Genomic DNA, 15460 nt, shown 5'->3' on the forward strand with positions numbered 1-15460 from the left:
CTGTTTGGTCTTCCGCCTGACGATCTGAGCATTCCATCCATCGGAAGATGTGTGATGACCCTGCCCTGGATTCTGGTGACCGGGAACGGCGCCTTCGGCACCCTGGCCTCCCGGACCGAGCTGCACTACGCGGCCAACCCCAGCTCCGCCGTCGCCCTCGCCCTCGACGGCGAGGAGATCGACGGCCACCGGGTGGTCGGGCGCAGTCTCCTCTGGGGCGAGCGCCCGGAAGAGGCCCTCCTCCCCCTGCTCCGCACCGACGAGCCGCCCGCCGCGGTGATCTCGTGCGGTGTCTTCTCGGGACGGACCACCGTCACCGTCGAGCGCACCGCCGTCAACGTCGAGGACTTCCAGTTCGCCGAGGACGGGCGCAGGCCCGCCGGTGAACCGCTGTACGCCGACGGGCCGGCGGCCTACCTCTCCACCCTGCCCATCAAGGCCATGGCCACGGCGATGCGCGAGGCCGGAGTGCCCGCACTGATCTCCAACTCCGCCTCCACCCACGGTTGCAACGCCGTCATGTACACCGCACTGCACCTGACCGCACGGGCTGGGCTGCCCACCCGCTGCGGCTTCGTCCATCTGCCCGACACCCCGGAGCACGTGGCCCGCATCGGACACAACGGCCCCAGCATGTCCCTCGCGCTCCAGGTCTCCGCCCTGCGGGCCGGGCTCGCGGCGGTGGTGGCCCATCCGTCCGACATCCCCGTCCCCGCCAATGAATGGGAGTGGTGACAGCGCCATGTCCTTCGCACTCGACCTGCTGATCCGAAGCGGTCGCGTCCACGGTCGCGACGAGCTGGTGGACCTGCACATCCGCGACGGCAAGGTGATCGCCGTCGTACCGAGCGGCTCGATCGCCGTCGAAGCCGCGGACGTCCTCGACGCCGGCGGCGGACTGGTCTCCCGGTCCTTCACCGAACCCCACTACCACCCCGACAAGGCGTACAGCCGCAGCCTCGCACCCCGCGAGGCCAAGGACGCCTTCGAACGCGCCCGGCTCATCAAGACCGGCTTCACCGTCGAGGACGTCACCGCACGCGCGGTGCGCGCACTGAAACTGGCGTCCGCGAACGGCGTCACCACCCTGCGGGCCAACGTCGACGTCGACTCCTACTCCGGGCTGCGCGGACTGCACGGCGTACTGGCCGCCCGTGAGCAGGTGGCCCATCTGATGGATGTGGAGATCGTGGCCTTCCCCCAGGAAGGGCTCGACCGGGACCCCGCATCGCGCGGTCTGCTGGTGGAGGCGTTGTCATCGGGAGCCGACCTCATCGGCGGCTGGCCCAACGTCGAGGACACCCTGGAAGGCCAGCGCGCCAATGTCCGGGAGATCTTCGACCTCGCGGAACGCTTCGACGTGGACGTCGACATCCACGCCGACTGCATGATCGACGCGAACGAGACCATGTTGGAGTACATCGCCGAGGAGACCGTCCGCCGCGGCTACCAGGGCCGGGTCCTGGCCAGCCACTGCTGCGGCCTTGAGGTGTACGCGGACGCCGACGCGGCCCGTGTCGTCGCCGCCGTCGCCGAGGCCGACATCAAGATCGTGGTCATTCCGCTGAACCTGCTCGACGGCGGCCCGCGCGGACTGTCCCGCCCCGAGGAGTTGATGGCGGCCGGGGTGACCGTCGCCGCGGGCAGCGACAACATGAACGACGGCTGGTATCCGCTGGGCACCCTCGACCCGCTGGACCGGGCGCAGATGACGTTCCTCGGCGCCGGATTCCACGACGAAGGTGCCGTCGACACCGCCTGGGACATGGTCTGCGGACAGTCGGCCGCCGTACTCGGCGGACGCGCCGGTGACATCGAGGTCGGCGAGGACGCCGATCTGGTGCTGCTGGACGCACCCGACCGGGCCACGGCCATCGCCAACACGCCCGCCACCCGCACCACCCTGCGACGCGGGCAGGTGGTGAGCCGCCGGGACACCGGCAGCCGCATCCTGGAACCGGTGGCCCCGTGACCTCGTACACCCCCGCCCCCCACCCGGCCGCCGAGTCCGGCCGAAGCCCTCGGGCCCATGGCACCACGGCCCCGATGACCGCAGCCGCTCGAACCGCCGGGCTGCTGCGCACGGAGGCGGGCCGCCCCGTGGCGGAGCACACCACCGCGTCCGTCGACCGCATCGACCTCGCGATCACCGGCGCCACCGTCGTGACCCCGGAAGGTGCACGCCCCGCCACCGTGCTGGTCAGCGAAGGGCGGGTGTCCGCCCTCGTGCCACCGGCCACCGCCGTCAGCGCCGCACGACGTATCGACGCCACCGGACTCCATCTGATCCCCGGGGTGATCGACCTCCACGTCCACTTCGACGTCCCCGGCATCTCCCTGACGGACGACTTCCACACCGGTACGAGGTCGGCGGCGGCCGGCGGCGTCACCTTCGTCGTCGAGCACCCTTTCTCCGACCCGCCGACCACCACCGCAGCCCGCTACGCGGCCAAGACCGAACAGGCCGCCGCCGGTGCCGTCGTCGACTTCGGCCTCTGGGGCGCCCTCACCCGGCCCTCCCTCGACGAGATGGCCGGACAGCACCGGCTCGGAGCGCCCGGTTTCAAGGCGTTCCTGCCCGACAACGACATGGACTTCCCGCCCGCCACCGAATCCGATCTGCGCACCGGAATGACCACCGCCGCCCGGCTCGGTGCCCGGGTGCTGGTCCACGCCGAGGAGCGGGAGGCCCTCGCCCACGGCGAAGCCGCCCTCCGGGCCGCCGGGCGCACCGACTACGCCGCCCTGCTGGAGGCCCGCCCACCGGCCACGGAGATCAACGCCGTGCGCGAGGTGCTGCGGCTCGCCCGGGAAACCGGCTGCGCCGTCCACCTCGTCCACCTCTCCACCCCCGAGGCCATCGACCTGGTCACCGAGGCCCGCGCCGCAGGTCTCGACGCGACCTGCGAGGTCACCGCACACCATCTGCTGCTCACCGCTGCCGAACTGCCCGAACTGGGCGGGTTCGGAGTCTGCGCACCACCGCTGCGCGACGCCCACCAGGTGGAACGCCTATGGGAGCGGGTACGGGCCGGACGGGTCCACGCAATCGTCTCCGACCACTGTCCCTACGGCCGCGCCGACAAACTCGCCGCCGACGAGGACGTCTTCGGCTGCCCCTTCGGCATCCAGAGCGTGCAGGAGTACGTCCCCCTCGTCATCAGCGAGGCCCTCGGCCGCGGCATGCAGCTCACCGAGATCGTGCCCCTGATGACGAGCGGCCCCGCCCGACTCGTGGGCGCCGACCGGGCCAAGGGCACGGTCGCCGTCGGCATGGACGCCGACTTCGCCCTGCTCGACCTGGACGCCCACTGGGTGGTCAGCGCCGAGGACCAGCAGCACGCCGAGGAGCAGTGGTCCCCGTACGACGGGCGCACCAGCACGGTCAAGGTCGTCAGGACCCTGGTGCGGGGACGGACCGTGGCCCAGGACGGCACGGTCGTCGCCGCCGGGGGTACGGGCCGCTTCCTCCCCCTGACCGGGCCCCTCGCCCCCGCCCCCGCCCCGGACGAGGAGGCACGATGAGCGAGCCGACGACCCCACGGCCGGACGTGGCCCGCGGCGCGGCCGAGTTGCTGCACACCTGCCTGGCCTGCACCGGAGCGGACCGGGTGCTGGTGCTCACCGACCGCGCGACCCGCCCGCTGGCCGAGGTCATCGCCGACCAGGCCAGGAGTGTGACCAGCGCGTCCGTCGCCGTCATCCCCGACATCGCCGCGGGCTATGAGACGGCCCGCCAGGAGATCGAGCGCGCGCTCGACACCCACCGCCCCACCGTCACCGTGTTCGCGGCGGCCGACCCCGGCGATCTGCTCGCCTGGGACCCGACGTTCTGGGACCACTTGGAACGCCTCGGCGCCCGCCACGCCCATATGCCCGCGCTCGACGACGTCTGCCTGGGCATCGGCATGGCCGTGGACTACACCGAGGTCGCCCGGTTCACCCTCGGGGTCCGCGACCTCCTCGCCGGTACGCGCTCCGCCCACATCACCAGCGCCACCGGCACCGACCTCTCCCTGACCTGCTCACCGGACCGCCCCTGGACCCCGTTCACGGGCCTCTACCAGTGCGGTGGACAGGGCGGGAGGCTCCCGCAGGGCGAGGTGTTCTGCACCCCGCTCACCGCCGAGGGGATACTCGCCGTCTCGGTCGTCGGATACCCCTTCAACGCCGAATCCGGACTGCTCGCCGAACCGCTGTTGATCGAAGTCGCCGACGGCTCGGCCGTGGCCTTCGACCACCCCGACGAGCGGTTCGCCTCCCGCCTCGGCACCTGGCTCGGCGACGCCCCCGGCGGGCTGCGCCTGGGCGAATTCGCCCTCGGCACCAATCGATCCCTGCCGGCCATCACCGGAAACCTCCTGTTCGACGAGAACGTGCCCGGGGTCCACATCGCCTTCGGCCACCCCTTTCCCGACTACACGGGCGCCGACTGGGAGTCCCCGGTCCACGTCGACATGGTCGTCGAGCGCCCCAGCGTCCACATGGACGGCCTCACCGTCCTCACCGACGGCCGGTACCGCATACCCGACCGTCTACCAAGGAGTTGACCATGACGAACCCGACCGTCCACCACGTCAGCGCCAGCCGGGGCCGTGTCCGGGCCGCGTACACCCTGATGTGCCCGGAGAACCTGGTCGAGAACGCCCTTCCGCACCTCACCGGCGTCAACGCCATGCCGCTGGCCACCCCGCGTTCCCTGCCGGCCCGCTTCGGCGAGTACCTGCTGGAGTTCGAACCCGGGGGCAGGAGCACCCGCCCCCTCGGCGCCGGCTTCGAGAACTTCCTGTACGTACTCGACGGCGAGGCGCACCTATCCGCCGACACCCACACCACCACCCTGCCGCCGGGCGGTTACGCCTTCTTCCCCGAGGGCGTCGAGTTCTCCGTCGAGGCCCCCGGAGCGACCCGGGTGCTCTGGGTCAAGCGCCGCTACGAGCGGGTCGCGGGCGTCGCCGACCCGGAGGTGGTGATCGGACACGTCGACGAGGTCACCCACCACCCGGACGACACCATCGGCGGCACGTACGCGCCGCTGCTGCCGCTCGACGAGCGCTACGACATGGCGATGAACTTCATGCGGTTCGAGGTGGGTTCCCGGTTCCAGATGGTCGAGGTCCACCACCAGGAACACGGGCTCTACATGACCGAAGGAGAAGGCGTCTACTACCTCGGCGACGACCACGTCGAGGTCTCGGCCGGCGACTTCATCTACATGGCGCCCTACTGCCCCCAGTCCTTCTACGCGACCGGAAGCACCCGCCCCTCGTACCTCCTCTACAAGGACATCAACCGTGACGGCTTCTAAGCACCCCACCGAACCGACCTCCGCCGAACTGGTCGTCGAGGGCGCGACCCTCGACGGGCGGATCGTCGACGTCGTCGTCCGGGACGGACGCATCGCCGCGCTGGGGCCCGGCGCCGCCGCGAACACCGCAGCCGTAGAAAGGATCGAGGCCCGCGGCGGACTGCTCACCCCCGCGTTCGTCGAACCCCACAGCCATCCCGACAAGGCACTCAGCCGCCGCTCGATCGCTCCGCTCGGGCTGCCCACCCGGCTCACCCACCGGCCCGCGCTGATGCAGCGGCAACGCGACCTCAAGGCCACGTTCACCCGGGACGAAGTCGCCGGCCGGGCGGGGGACTTCCTCCGACTGGCAGCCGCCCAGGGCGTTGGAACCGTCGCGGGGCAGGCCGACATCGACAGCGTGACCGGGCTGACCTCGTTCGAAGGGGTCCTGGACGCCCGCGAGAAGCACCTGGACCTGCTCGATCTGAGGGTGACCGCATTCCCCCAGGAGGGACTGGTCCAGGACCCCGGCGCCTACGACCTGGTCGCCGCAGCCCTCGCCTCCGGGGCCCACCGGGTCGGCGGCTGGCCCAACAACGAGCGGTCCTTCGAGGACCAGATCTCCCACCTCGACCAGGTCTTCGCCCTGGCCGAACGGTTCGGCGTCGCCATCGACATCAACATCGACTACTTCACCGACCCCACCGAGCGGCTGCTCGAACCGCTCGCCGAACGCACCCTCGCCCACGGGATGCAGGGCCTGGTCAACGCCAACCACGTCGGCGCCCTGGAGACCTACCCGGACGACGACGCCCGCCGCGTCATCGCCAAGGTCGCCGAGGCCGGGATCGCCGTGACCGTCTGCCCGACCAACCTCGCCGGCTCGTACCCGTACCGCGGCGTCTCACGCGCAGCCGAACTCCTCGCGGCCGGGGTCAGCGTGGCGGTCGGCACCGGAAACCTCCAGGACAACTGGGAGCCCTTCGGCAATCTCGACCCGCTCGACCTCGCCCGGCTCGCCTGGCACGCCTTCCCGCTCAGCGACGAGGACGACGAGGGCATCGAGACCGCCTGGCGCCTGGTCACCGAGAACGCCGCCCGGGCCGTCGGCGTACCCCACGAACCCCTGCGCACCGGCGGACGGGCCGACTTCGTGGTCCTCGCGGCCACGACGAAGACGGACGCACTCCGCAACGAGCCCGGACCCCGCTGGACCGTGCGCGGCGGCCGGGTGGTGGCCGGCCGCGTCGGCACGATGTGGACCGCACCCGCACCCGAGCCGGTGAGGTCGAACTGACGGCGGTACGGGAGGGGCGGCGGCCGGCGCGGGAAATCGGACCGTCGACATCCGTCCCCCTCCCGCCCCACCCGTCGTACCGTATGCATACATGCGCGGCTCCTCGCGCCCCACGACGTCCGCGTCGGCTCCGAGCGATTCGCCCTCGCCTCCAGCAGGGCTTCGAGTGAATCTGGTGGTTCCGTGGTGAAGGTGACCAAGCCCGCGGTCGGCAGGGTGACGATCCGTGATGTCGCCGCGGCGGCCGGGGTGTCGGTGACGACCGTATCCGACGCGCTCAACGGCAAGGGCAAGCTCCGCGAGGCGACCCGTGAGCGGATCAAACAGACCGCCCACTCGCTCGGCTACCGCCCCAGCCGGGTGGCGCAGGCGTTCCGGCACGGCCGTACCGGCACCATCGCCCTCGTCCTCCCGCACCGCGACGTCAGCGGCAACGAGTACGACATGATCGGCCTCGACTACTACATGACGATCGCGTCCGGTTCGGCGCGCGCCGCCTTCAGCGAGGGGTACGCCCTGATGCTGACGCCCCGCATCAGCACCGAGGACGAGTGGCGGCTCATCGGCCCGGACGGCGTGGTGCTCTGCGACCCGGCGGCGAGCGACCCGCGCATCGACATGTTGGAGGGCATGGGCATCCCGGTCGTCTCCATCGAACGCGACCCGGAGCGCCCGGACCGCCCCTTCTACGTCTCCGGCGACAACGAGCAGAACATGCGCGATCTGCTCGACCACCTGCACCAGGGCGGCGCACGCAGGATCGCCCTGCTGTCGGCACGCTCCTCCTGGGCGTGGACATTGGAAGGAGAACACGCCTACGAGTCCTGGTGCGCCGAACGGGCACTGCAACCCCTGGTCGCCCATGTCTCCGTCGACCGACTGGAGGCGGACTCCTACCGCGCCGCCTGCGCCCTGCTCGACGCCGACGAGCCACCGGACGCGCTGATCGCCTCCGCCGAGCAGTACAGCGAGGGCGTGACCCGCGCCTGCCGTGAGCGGGGCGTGCGCATTCCCGAGGACGTGATGCTGGCCATCGGCATCGACAACCGCTTCGCCCAGCAGGCCGACCCGCCCATCACCGCCATCGACCTCAGGCCCGCCGATCAGGCGGGCGCGGCCGTCGACATGCTGCTCAAACGGCTGGGCGGCCAGCAGGTCGTCCGCCCATCGGTGGTGCCGAGCCAACTGCGCGTACGGGCCAGCACCAGCCGACACTGACCCCCGTCACCGCTGTGCCCGCCGACCCCCATCGCCGCCGCAACCCGGCGAGACGGGTCGGCATGTCAACCAGCGGCGGCCGTTCCCACACCCCCTCCGTGTGTCCGGACGGCGGTCCGTCCTGGCGGCAGTCCACCCCGGGGGCACGAAGGACCCGCCCCGGACGGCGTTCCGGCCCAGCCAGGAGCGCGGCGGTTACCGGACCGCTGACCCGGCACCCATCGCCACCGCACCACCGATCATGAAGGGACCGTAGCGAATGTGTTCCGAGAAGCGGTGAACCGCGGCGCCGAGGGGATACTCAGTGCATGTCTGCCGAGTACACCACCTTCGGGTTGGCACCGGCGATGCGGGCCGGGGGAGTTCTCGCAAGCGGCGTCTTCAAGACGCATCGGGACTTCATGGACTTCATCGTCGGCGGCCAACCACTGCTGCTCCAGCTCAGCGACCTCGACGCGGTCTCCCCGCTGGCCTCCGACGTACCCCCGGCGATCTTCACCGCGGAGGTGCGCACCCTGCTCCTCGACGCACCCGCACCGCTGGAGGGCGGCCGTTGCGTGATCTACGCCTGCCCCGAGTGCGCCGACCTCGGCTGCGGCGCGGTGACGGCCGTCATCGAGCGCGACGGTGACGACGTCGTCTGGCGGGACTTCGCCTGGCAGACGTCAGAGCACGCGGACCTGGAGCGCGAGGGCTACGAGGGGCTCGGGCCGTTCCGCTTCCACGGCGCCACCTATCGGGCCGAGTTGGAGCGTCTGATCGCCGCCACGGCAGCGGACGCGACCGTGCCGCCCGCCCAGCCCCCGCGCAGACGCGTGCTGTTGATCGGCGCCCGCGCCTCCGTCCTGCGTAAACTCGCCGCAGCGCTGCGCACGATCGGGGTCGGCGCCGACATCTCCCGCGACGCCGCCCGCGTGCCCGCCGAGGAACTGCGCACCTACGGCGTGGTCGCCTTCGGCCGTGCGGTCGGCGCAGAGGAGCGCGCCGGTGTACGGGCGGCGTTCACCGCGGCCGGAGCGGACGTCACCTTCGTCGACGGGCTCGCGCCCGTCATCCCCGTCCTGGTGGCCCAGATCGAGGGCGCCTTCCCCCGTGGGCCGTGGGAGGCACCGCGACTCACGGAGCTGACCGTGGGCGACGGCGAAGCCCTGCTGACCGTGACCTCCCCCTGCGAGGTGCTGGTGATGGCGTACCGGCTCGACCGGCTGTACCGCACCCATGAGCAGGAGGTCTTCACCGGGACGCTCGATGTGGGGGAGCACCGCGTTCCGCTGCCACCGCGTGCGGTCAAGGGCTCGTCCTATCTCGTGGTCCGATCGGTCGACTCCGTCCTGGTCGCCCCTACATCCCCTTGATGTCACGGATGTCACAGATGCCGCTGATGCTGCGCTCGCCGGTGCCCGGCATCACACGACCGGCCCGGGGGGCGCCCGGCACCGGTGCCGGGCACCCACAGGAGTGCGAGCCTTAGAATCGGCGTCTGATGACTGCCACCCTCGTCGCCAAGGACCTCGCCGCAGGCCACGGCGCCCGCTCCCTGTTCTCCTCCCTCGATCTCGTCGTCGCACCCGGCGATGTGATCGGGCTGGTCGGTGTCAACGGTGCGGGCAAGTCCACCCTGCTGCGTCTGCTCGCCGGCCTGGACCAGCCCGAACACGGAGAGCTACGGCTCTCCCCGCCGACCGCCACGGTCGGCCATCTCCCACAGGAGCCGGAACGCAGACCGGGGGAGTCGGTGCGCGCATTCCTCGCCCGCCGCACCGGCGTCGCCGCCGCCCAGGAGGAGATGGACCGGGCGGCCGATGCCCTCGCCGAGGGATCACCGGGCGCCGACGACGCCTACTCCACCAGCCTGGAGCGCTGGCTCGCACTCGGCGGTGCCGACCTCGACGAACGAGCCGAAGAGATCGCCGCCTCCCTCGGGCTCTCCACCGGCCGGTGTGTCCTCGACCTCCCGATGACCGCACTCTCCGGCGGCCAGGCGGCCCGGGCGCAACTCGCCTCCCTGCTGCTCTCCCGCTACGACGTCTTCCTCCTCGACGAGCCCACCAACGACCTCGACCTGGAGGGCCTGGAACGGCTGGAGGGCTTCGTCCGCGGACTGCGCGCGGGCACGGTCGTGGTCAGCCACGACCGCGAGTTCCTCACCCGTACCGTCACCAAGGTCCTGGAACTCGACCTCGCCCAACGCCACATCACCCTGTACGGCGGCGGCTACGACTCCTACCTGGAGGAACGGGAATCCGCCCGGCGGCACGCCCGCGAGGAGTTCGACGAGTACGCCGACAAGAAGGCGGCACTCGAAGGGCGCGCCCGGATGCAGCGGTCCTGGATGGACAAGGGCGTCAAGAACGCCCGGCGCAAGGCCGGCGACAACGACAAGCTCGGACGGAAGTTCCGCAGCGAGGCCAGCGAGAAGCAGGCCGCCAAGGCCCGCCAGACACAACGCATGATCGAACGACTCGATGTGGTGGCGGAACCCCGTAAGGAGTGGGAACTGCGGATGGAGATCGCCGCCGCACCCCGTTCGGGATCGGTCGTGGCCACCCTGCAACAGGCGGAGGTCCGCCGCGGCGACTTCCACTGCGGACCGCTCACGCTCCAGATCGACTGGGCGGACCGGGTGGTCATCACCGGAGCCAACGGCTCGGGCAAGTCCACCCTTCTCGCGGCCCTCCTCGGACGGCTGCCGCTGGACGCGGGCAGTGCCGCACTCGGCCCCGGTGTCGTCGTCGGAGAGGTCGACCAGGCCAGGGCGCTCTTCCACGGTCCCGAAACCCTGCTCGACGCCTTCTGCGCCGCCGTCCCGGACACCTCACCCGCGGATGTGCGCACCCTGCTCGCCAAGTTCGGCCTCACCGCGGACCATGTGCTGCGACCCGCGACCACCCTCTCACCGGGCGAACGCACCCGGGCCGCACTTGCCCTGCTCCAGTGCCGCGGGGTCAACCTCCTCGTCCTCGACGAGCCGACCAACCATCTCGACCTGCCCGCCATCGAGCAGTTGGAAGCGGCGCTCGACCGTTACGAGGGAACGCTGCTGCTGGTGACCCACGACCGTCGAATGCTGACCGCGGTCCGCACCACCCGACGCATCGAAGTGGCCGACGGGAAGATCACCGAGAGCTGACCGTGGGGACCGGGCGACCGGTCCCCACGGCCCGAGGGATCAGCGGCGCCGATCCGGCCCGGTCAGCCCGGCCTTGCGCAGCGCATCGGCCATCGCACTGTTCGTCGGTGCCGGCACCTGGCGCTCGCCACCGCGCCCGCCCTGCTGCTGACGGCGCTGCTGGCCCCTACCACCGCGGTCGTTGCGGCCGGCGTTTCCGTTGCGTTCGCTGCGGTCGTTGCGTTCTCCGCTGGCGCCGCGGCTCCGAGGAGCGCGCCCGCCGCCCTCCCCGTTCTTCGGTGCGGCCTCGTCGTCGAGCCGCAACGTCAGAGCGATCCGCTTGCGCGGAATGTCCACGTCGATGACCTTCACCTTGACGACATCACCCGGCTTGGCCACGTCCCGCGGATCCTTGACGAAGGTCCGCGACATCGCCGACACATGGACCAGCCCGTCCTGGTGCACCCCGATGTCCACGAACGCGCCGAACGCCGCCACATTGGTGACCACGCCTTCGAGCACCATCCCGGGCGTCAGATCGCCGATCTTCTCCACGCCCTCCTTGAAGGAGGCCGTGCGGAACGCGGGCCTCGGGTCCCGACCCGGCTTCTCCAACTCCCGCAGGATGTCCGTCACCGTCGGCAACCCGAACGTCTCGTCGACGAAGTCGTCGGGCCGGAGCGACCGCAGCGCACCCGTGTTGCCGATCAGCGACGCGACCGCGCCACCGGTCGATTTCACCATGCGGCGCACCACCGGATATGCCTCCGGGTGGACGCTGGAGCCGTCCAGCGGGTCATCGCCGTCCCGGATCCGCAGGAACCCGGCGCACTGCTCGTACGCCTTCGGTCCGAGCCGTGCCACATCCTTGAGCGCCTTCCGCGAGCGGAAGGGGCCGTTGGCGTCCCGGTGCGCCACGATGTTCTCGGCGAGACCGGCGCCGATGCCCGAGACCCGTGAGAGCAGGGGTGCGGAAGCGGTGTTGACGTCCACGCCGACCCCGTTCACACAGTCCTCGACCACCGTGTCCAAGGAGCGCGAGAGCTTCACCTCGGACAGGTCGTGCTGGTACTGGCCGACACCGATCGACTTCGGGTCGATCTTCACCAACTCGGCCAACGGGTCCTGCAACCGGCGCGCGATCGAGACGGCCCCGCGCAGCGACACATCGAGGCTCGGCAACTCCTGCGAGGCGAAAGCGGATGCGGAGTAGACCGATGCCCCCGCCTCCGAGACCATCACCTTCGTCAGGTTCAACTCGGGGTGCCGGGCGATGAGTTCGCCCGCGAGCTTGTCCGTCTCGCGGGATGCCGTGCCGTTGCCGATGGCAACGAGGTCGACCGCGTGCTCCCGGGCGAGCTGCGCCAGCCGGGCCAGCGACTGGTCCCATTTGTTGGCGGGCACGTGCGGATGGATCGTGTCCGTGGCGACCACCTTGCCCGTCGCATCCACGACGGCCACCTTCACGCCCGTACGGAAGCCGGGGTCGAGCCCCAGCGTCGCCCGGGTGCCGGCCGGTGCGGCGAGCAGGAGATCGCGCAGGTTCGCGGCGAACACCCGCACCGCCTCGTCCTCGGCCGCGGTCCGCAGCCGCAGCCGCAGATCGATACCGAGGTGCACCAGCACCCGGGTCCGCCAGGCCCATCGCACGGTGTCCGCGAGCCACTTGTCGCCGGGGCGACCGCGGTCGGCGACGCCGAAGCGGCGCGCGATCGCGTTCTCGTAGGCGGAGGGACCCGGCTCGTCGGACGGCGCGTCCGGCTCCAACGTGAGGTCGAGGACGTCTTCCTTCTCGCCCCGCAACATGGCCAGCACCCGGTGCGACGGCAGTTCGGTGAAGGGTTCCGCGAAGTCGAAGTAGTCGGCGAACTTCGCTCCGGGCTCCTCCTTGCCCTCACGCACCTTCGCGGCCACCCTGCCCCGCGTCCACATGCGTTCCCTCAGCTCGCCGATGAGGTCGGCGTCCTCCGAGAACTTCTCGGTCAGGACGGCCCGGGCGCCCTCCAGCGCGGCGGCCGGGTCGGCGACGCCCTTGTCCACGTCCACGAAGGCCGCGGCGGCCGTGAGCGGCTCCACCGTCGGATCGGCGAGGAGCCCCTCGGCCAACGGCTCCAACCCCGCCTCGCGGGCGATCTGTGCCTTGGTGCGCCGCTTGGGCTTGAACGGCAGATAGATGTCCTCCAAGCGCGCCTTGGTGTCCGCGCTGCGGATCTGCGCCTCCAGGGCGGCATCCAGCTTGCCCTGCTCGCGCACGGACTCAAGGATCGCCGCCCGCCGGTCCTCCAACTCCCGCAGGTACCGCAGGCGCTCTTCGAGCGTGCGCAACTGCGCGTCGTCGAGCATCTCGGTCGCTTCCTTGCGGTAGCGCGCGATGAACGGCACGGTGGACCCGCCGTCCAGCAAGTCCACGGCCGCCTTGACCTGCCGTTCCCGTACGCCGAGTTCCTCGGCGATCCTGCCTTCGATGGACGTCGTCACGGTTCCCCGACTCGCCTTCCCGTACTGCCAAGTGCCTGAGAGTGCATTGTGCCGGTACGCCGGGACGGATGTCGCGCTGCCCGCCCCTCAGGCACGTCGCGTACGACCTCCACGGCCCGATGCCCCGCCGAAGAGACGGGCCAGCAGACGGAACGGCAGGGTGACGACGGTGGCGACGGCTGAGCCGAGCGTGCGGAGCACATCGGCGATGGCACGGAACATGGGAACCTCCTGATGGCGTGGTGTGCGGTCAGGGGTCGGCTTGCCCCGGGCGGCGCGTCCAAACACGACCGGACGTCCGGGACCCGAACCGCTCGCCGAACCGTCCGGCCACACACGGTCACCACAGCGAAGCGAGAACTAGCGCTGGCGCAGGCCCCCGGCCGGACGCCCGGGTCCCGCCTCCGGCACCGCCCAGGCGAACCGCGGTGGGCGGCGCTCCAGGAAGGCGGCGACGCCCTCGGTCACCTCGTCGGCCGAGCGTGCCTGCTCCGCCCAGTAGGCGTCCCGGTCCACCCGGCCGGCCGCGAACTCCTTCGCCGCAGCCTGTGTGAGCTGGGAGCGAGCGGCGAGGATCCGGGTGAAGGCGGTGACCCGCTCGCCCAGTGTCCCGGTCGGGAGGACCTCGTCCACCAGACCGGTCCCCAGTGCCCGCTCCGCGTCGATCAGCTCGGCGGAGAACAGCAGGTACTTCGTTGCGGAGGGGCCCACCAACGACACCAGTCGACGGGTCGAGGACGACGGATAGACGATGCCCAGCTTGGCCGGCGTCACCCCGAACAGGGCCCCTTCCTCGGCGAACCGCAGATCACAGGCCACCGCGAGCTGGCAGCCGCCGCCCACGCAGTGGCCGCGCACGGCCGCGACGGTCGGCTTGGGGAAGGCCGCCAGGGCGGTCTCCGCGCGGGCGGCGAGGGCCTGCGAGGTCTCACCGGTCCCGCGCAGCGAGGTGATGTCGGCGCCGGCGCAGAAGGTGGCCCCCGCCCCGGTGAGCACCAGGGCGCGGACGGCGGGGTCGCCCGCCAGTGGTTCGAGGAGCTCCGCCAGCTCGTGCCACATCGTTGCGGTCATGGCGTTGCGTTTGGCCGGATTGCTGATCACAACGGTGGCCACACCGTCCGTGACGCTGTGGGTCACCCGCGGTGGGGTGCTCGGCTGGGCTGGTGACTCCATGGGGCGGATGCTATCCGCCACCAGCGGATCTACGATCAAGGAGGGGCAGCGGGGGGCTCGGCAAGGAGGAAGCGATGGCCGGTACCGCTCAGGCTCCCAAGAAACTGAAGCGCAACTTCAGTCTGCTTGCCGGGCTCGGTGTGATCCTCGTGCTCGCCGGACTCGTCGGCCTGGTCTACACCTGGGCGGCGACCCTCACTTCCATGCTGCTGTTCGGCTGGCTGCTGCTCATCGGCGGGGCGATCGGGCTGCTGCACGCCATCGAGTCACGGGGCAGCGACTACTTCTGGCTGGCCGTGGTGGTCGCGGCCCTCAACATCGCCGCGGGAATCGTGGTGATCCGGCACCCCGAGGGGTCGGCGGAGGCCCTGACATTGTTCGCGGCGCTCCTGTTCCTCACGGGCGGGCTCTTCCGCCTGGTGGGTTCCCTGGTCGTACGGGGGCCGCAGTTCGGCTGGACGCTGCTCCAGGGCGCCTTCGGACTGCTGCTGGGCATTCTGGTCCTCGGCAATTGGCCCGAGAGCAGTCGGTACGTACTGGGGCTGTTCTTCTCGCTGGCCCTGCTCTTCGACGGACTCGGCCTGTTGGCGATCGGGGTAGGCGGCCGTCGGATCGTCCGCATGGTCGCCGAGCCGGCGGACACGGGAGGGCGGTCGGCCGCCCCCGGTACGGCGGACCCCTTTCCCGACGGCGGACCCGAAGGCGGACCCGGAGCCGGGCCTGACGGCCGTGGCGGGCCCGACCCGCAGCGGCCAGAAGGGGGCCAGGACCAGTCGCGCGGTTGACCCTGGCATACGCGTGTGGTCAATACGGGTCAATTGGTGCTGACTTCTGTTCAGTGCCACTGACCGGACCGGCTCGCTGCCAAGACTGTTGACTCGATGGTCAGTAACAG

General features: G+C 71.1%; 13 protein-coding genes. 10 read left to right on the forward strand and 3 right to left on the reverse strand.

Features of this window, described 5'->3' with window-relative positions; genetic code table 11:
- Positions 1-54 precede the first annotated feature (54 nt).
- The 9 genes from ABZ348_RS12505 (at position 55) to ABZ348_RS12545 (ending at position 10935) form a co-directional block, all read left to right on the forward strand.
- On the forward strand, positions 55-735 hold the full coding sequence (locus ABZ348_RS12505; RefSeq protein ID WP_358932087.1) for a pyroglutamyl-peptidase I: 681 nt from the start codon (positions 55-57) through the stop codon (positions 733-735).
- 7 nt (positions 736-742) lie between these two features.
- Positions 743-1972, forward strand: coding sequence for an amidohydrolase family protein (locus ABZ348_RS12510; protein WP_358932089.1), 1230 nt, complete (start codon positions 743-745; stop codon positions 1970-1972).
- Positions 1973-2046: 74 nt separating this feature from the next.
- Positions 2047-3525 carry an allantoinase AllB gene (gene allB / locus ABZ348_RS12515; RefSeq protein WP_358932091.1) on the forward strand — a complete coding sequence of 493 codons (1479 nt, stop codon included), beginning with the start codon at positions 2047-2049 and terminating at the stop codon, positions 3523-3525.
- The gene (locus tag ABZ348_RS12520; RefSeq protein ID WP_358932093.1) at positions 3522-4550 is read left to right on the forward strand and encodes an aminopeptidase; all 1029 of its coding nucleotides are present in this window, start codon (positions 3522-3524) and stop codon (positions 4548-4550) included. The genes allB and ABZ348_RS12520 overlap by 4 nt, the downstream gene beginning before the upstream one ends.
- A gap of 2 nt (positions 4551-4552) precedes the next feature.
- The gene (allE, locus tag ABZ348_RS12525) at positions 4553-5308 is read left to right on the forward strand and encodes a (S)-ureidoglycine aminohydrolase (RefSeq protein ID WP_358932095.1); all 756 of its coding nucleotides are present in this window, start codon (positions 4553-4555) and stop codon (positions 5306-5308) included.
- Positions 5295-6587: an amidohydrolase family protein gene (locus tag ABZ348_RS12530; protein WP_358932097.1), complete on the forward strand. Its 1293-nt coding sequence runs from the start codon at positions 5295-5297 to the stop codon at positions 6585-6587. Before allE ends, ABZ348_RS12530 begins: the two co-directional genes overlap by 14 nt.
- Positions 6588-6779: 192 nt before the next feature.
- Positions 6780-7805, forward strand: a complete 1026-nt coding sequence (locus ABZ348_RS12535) for a LacI family DNA-binding transcriptional regulator (protein WP_358932099.1) — start codon at positions 6780-6782, stop codon at positions 7803-7805.
- A gap of 308 nt (positions 7806-8113) precedes the next feature.
- Positions 8114-9160, forward strand: coding sequence for an oxidoreductase (locus ABZ348_RS12540; protein WP_358932101.1), 1047 nt, complete (start codon positions 8114-8116; stop codon positions 9158-9160).
- A gap of 128 nt (positions 9161-9288) precedes the next feature.
- Positions 9289-10935, forward strand: a complete 1647-nt coding sequence (locus tag ABZ348_RS12545; protein WP_358932103.1) for an ABC-F family ATP-binding cassette domain-containing protein — start codon at positions 9289-9291, stop codon at positions 10933-10935.
- A 39-nt stretch (positions 10936-10974) separates the two neighbouring features.
- Here the strand turns inward: ABZ348_RS12545 and ABZ348_RS12550 are convergent, their stop codons facing one another.
- From ABZ348_RS12550 to ABZ348_RS12560, 3 genes are all read right to left on the reverse strand, one after another.
- A complete protein-coding gene (locus tag ABZ348_RS12550) occupies positions 10975-13392 on the reverse strand; it encodes a Tex family protein (RefSeq protein WP_358932105.1) in 2418 nt (805 codons plus the stop codon).
- Between the two features lie 87 nt (positions 13393-13479).
- Positions 13480-13614: an LPFR motif small protein gene (locus tag ABZ348_RS12555; RefSeq protein WP_358932107.1), complete on the reverse strand. Its 135-nt coding sequence runs from the start codon at positions 13612-13614 to the stop codon at positions 13480-13482.
- A 138-nt stretch (positions 13615-13752) separates the two neighbouring features.
- On the reverse strand, positions 13753-14565 hold the full coding sequence (locus tag ABZ348_RS12560) for an enoyl-CoA hydratase/isomerase family protein (protein ID WP_358932109.1): 813 nt from the start codon (positions 14563-14565) through the stop codon (positions 13753-13755).
- 74 nt (positions 14566-14639) lie between these two features.
- On the opposite strand from ABZ348_RS12560, the gene ABZ348_RS12565 reads away from it, so the two are divergent.
- Positions 14640-15350 carry a DUF308 domain-containing protein gene (locus ABZ348_RS12565; protein ID WP_358932111.1) on the forward strand — a complete coding sequence of 237 codons (711 nt, stop codon included), beginning with the start codon at positions 14640-14642 and terminating at the stop codon, positions 15348-15350.
- Positions 15351-15460: the final 110 nt, after the last annotated feature.

The sequence above is a fragment of the Streptomyces sp. NPDC005963 genome (assembly GCF_040638655.1).
Taxonomy (GTDB): Bacteria; Actinomycetota; Actinomycetes; order Streptomycetales; family Streptomycetaceae; genus Streptomyces.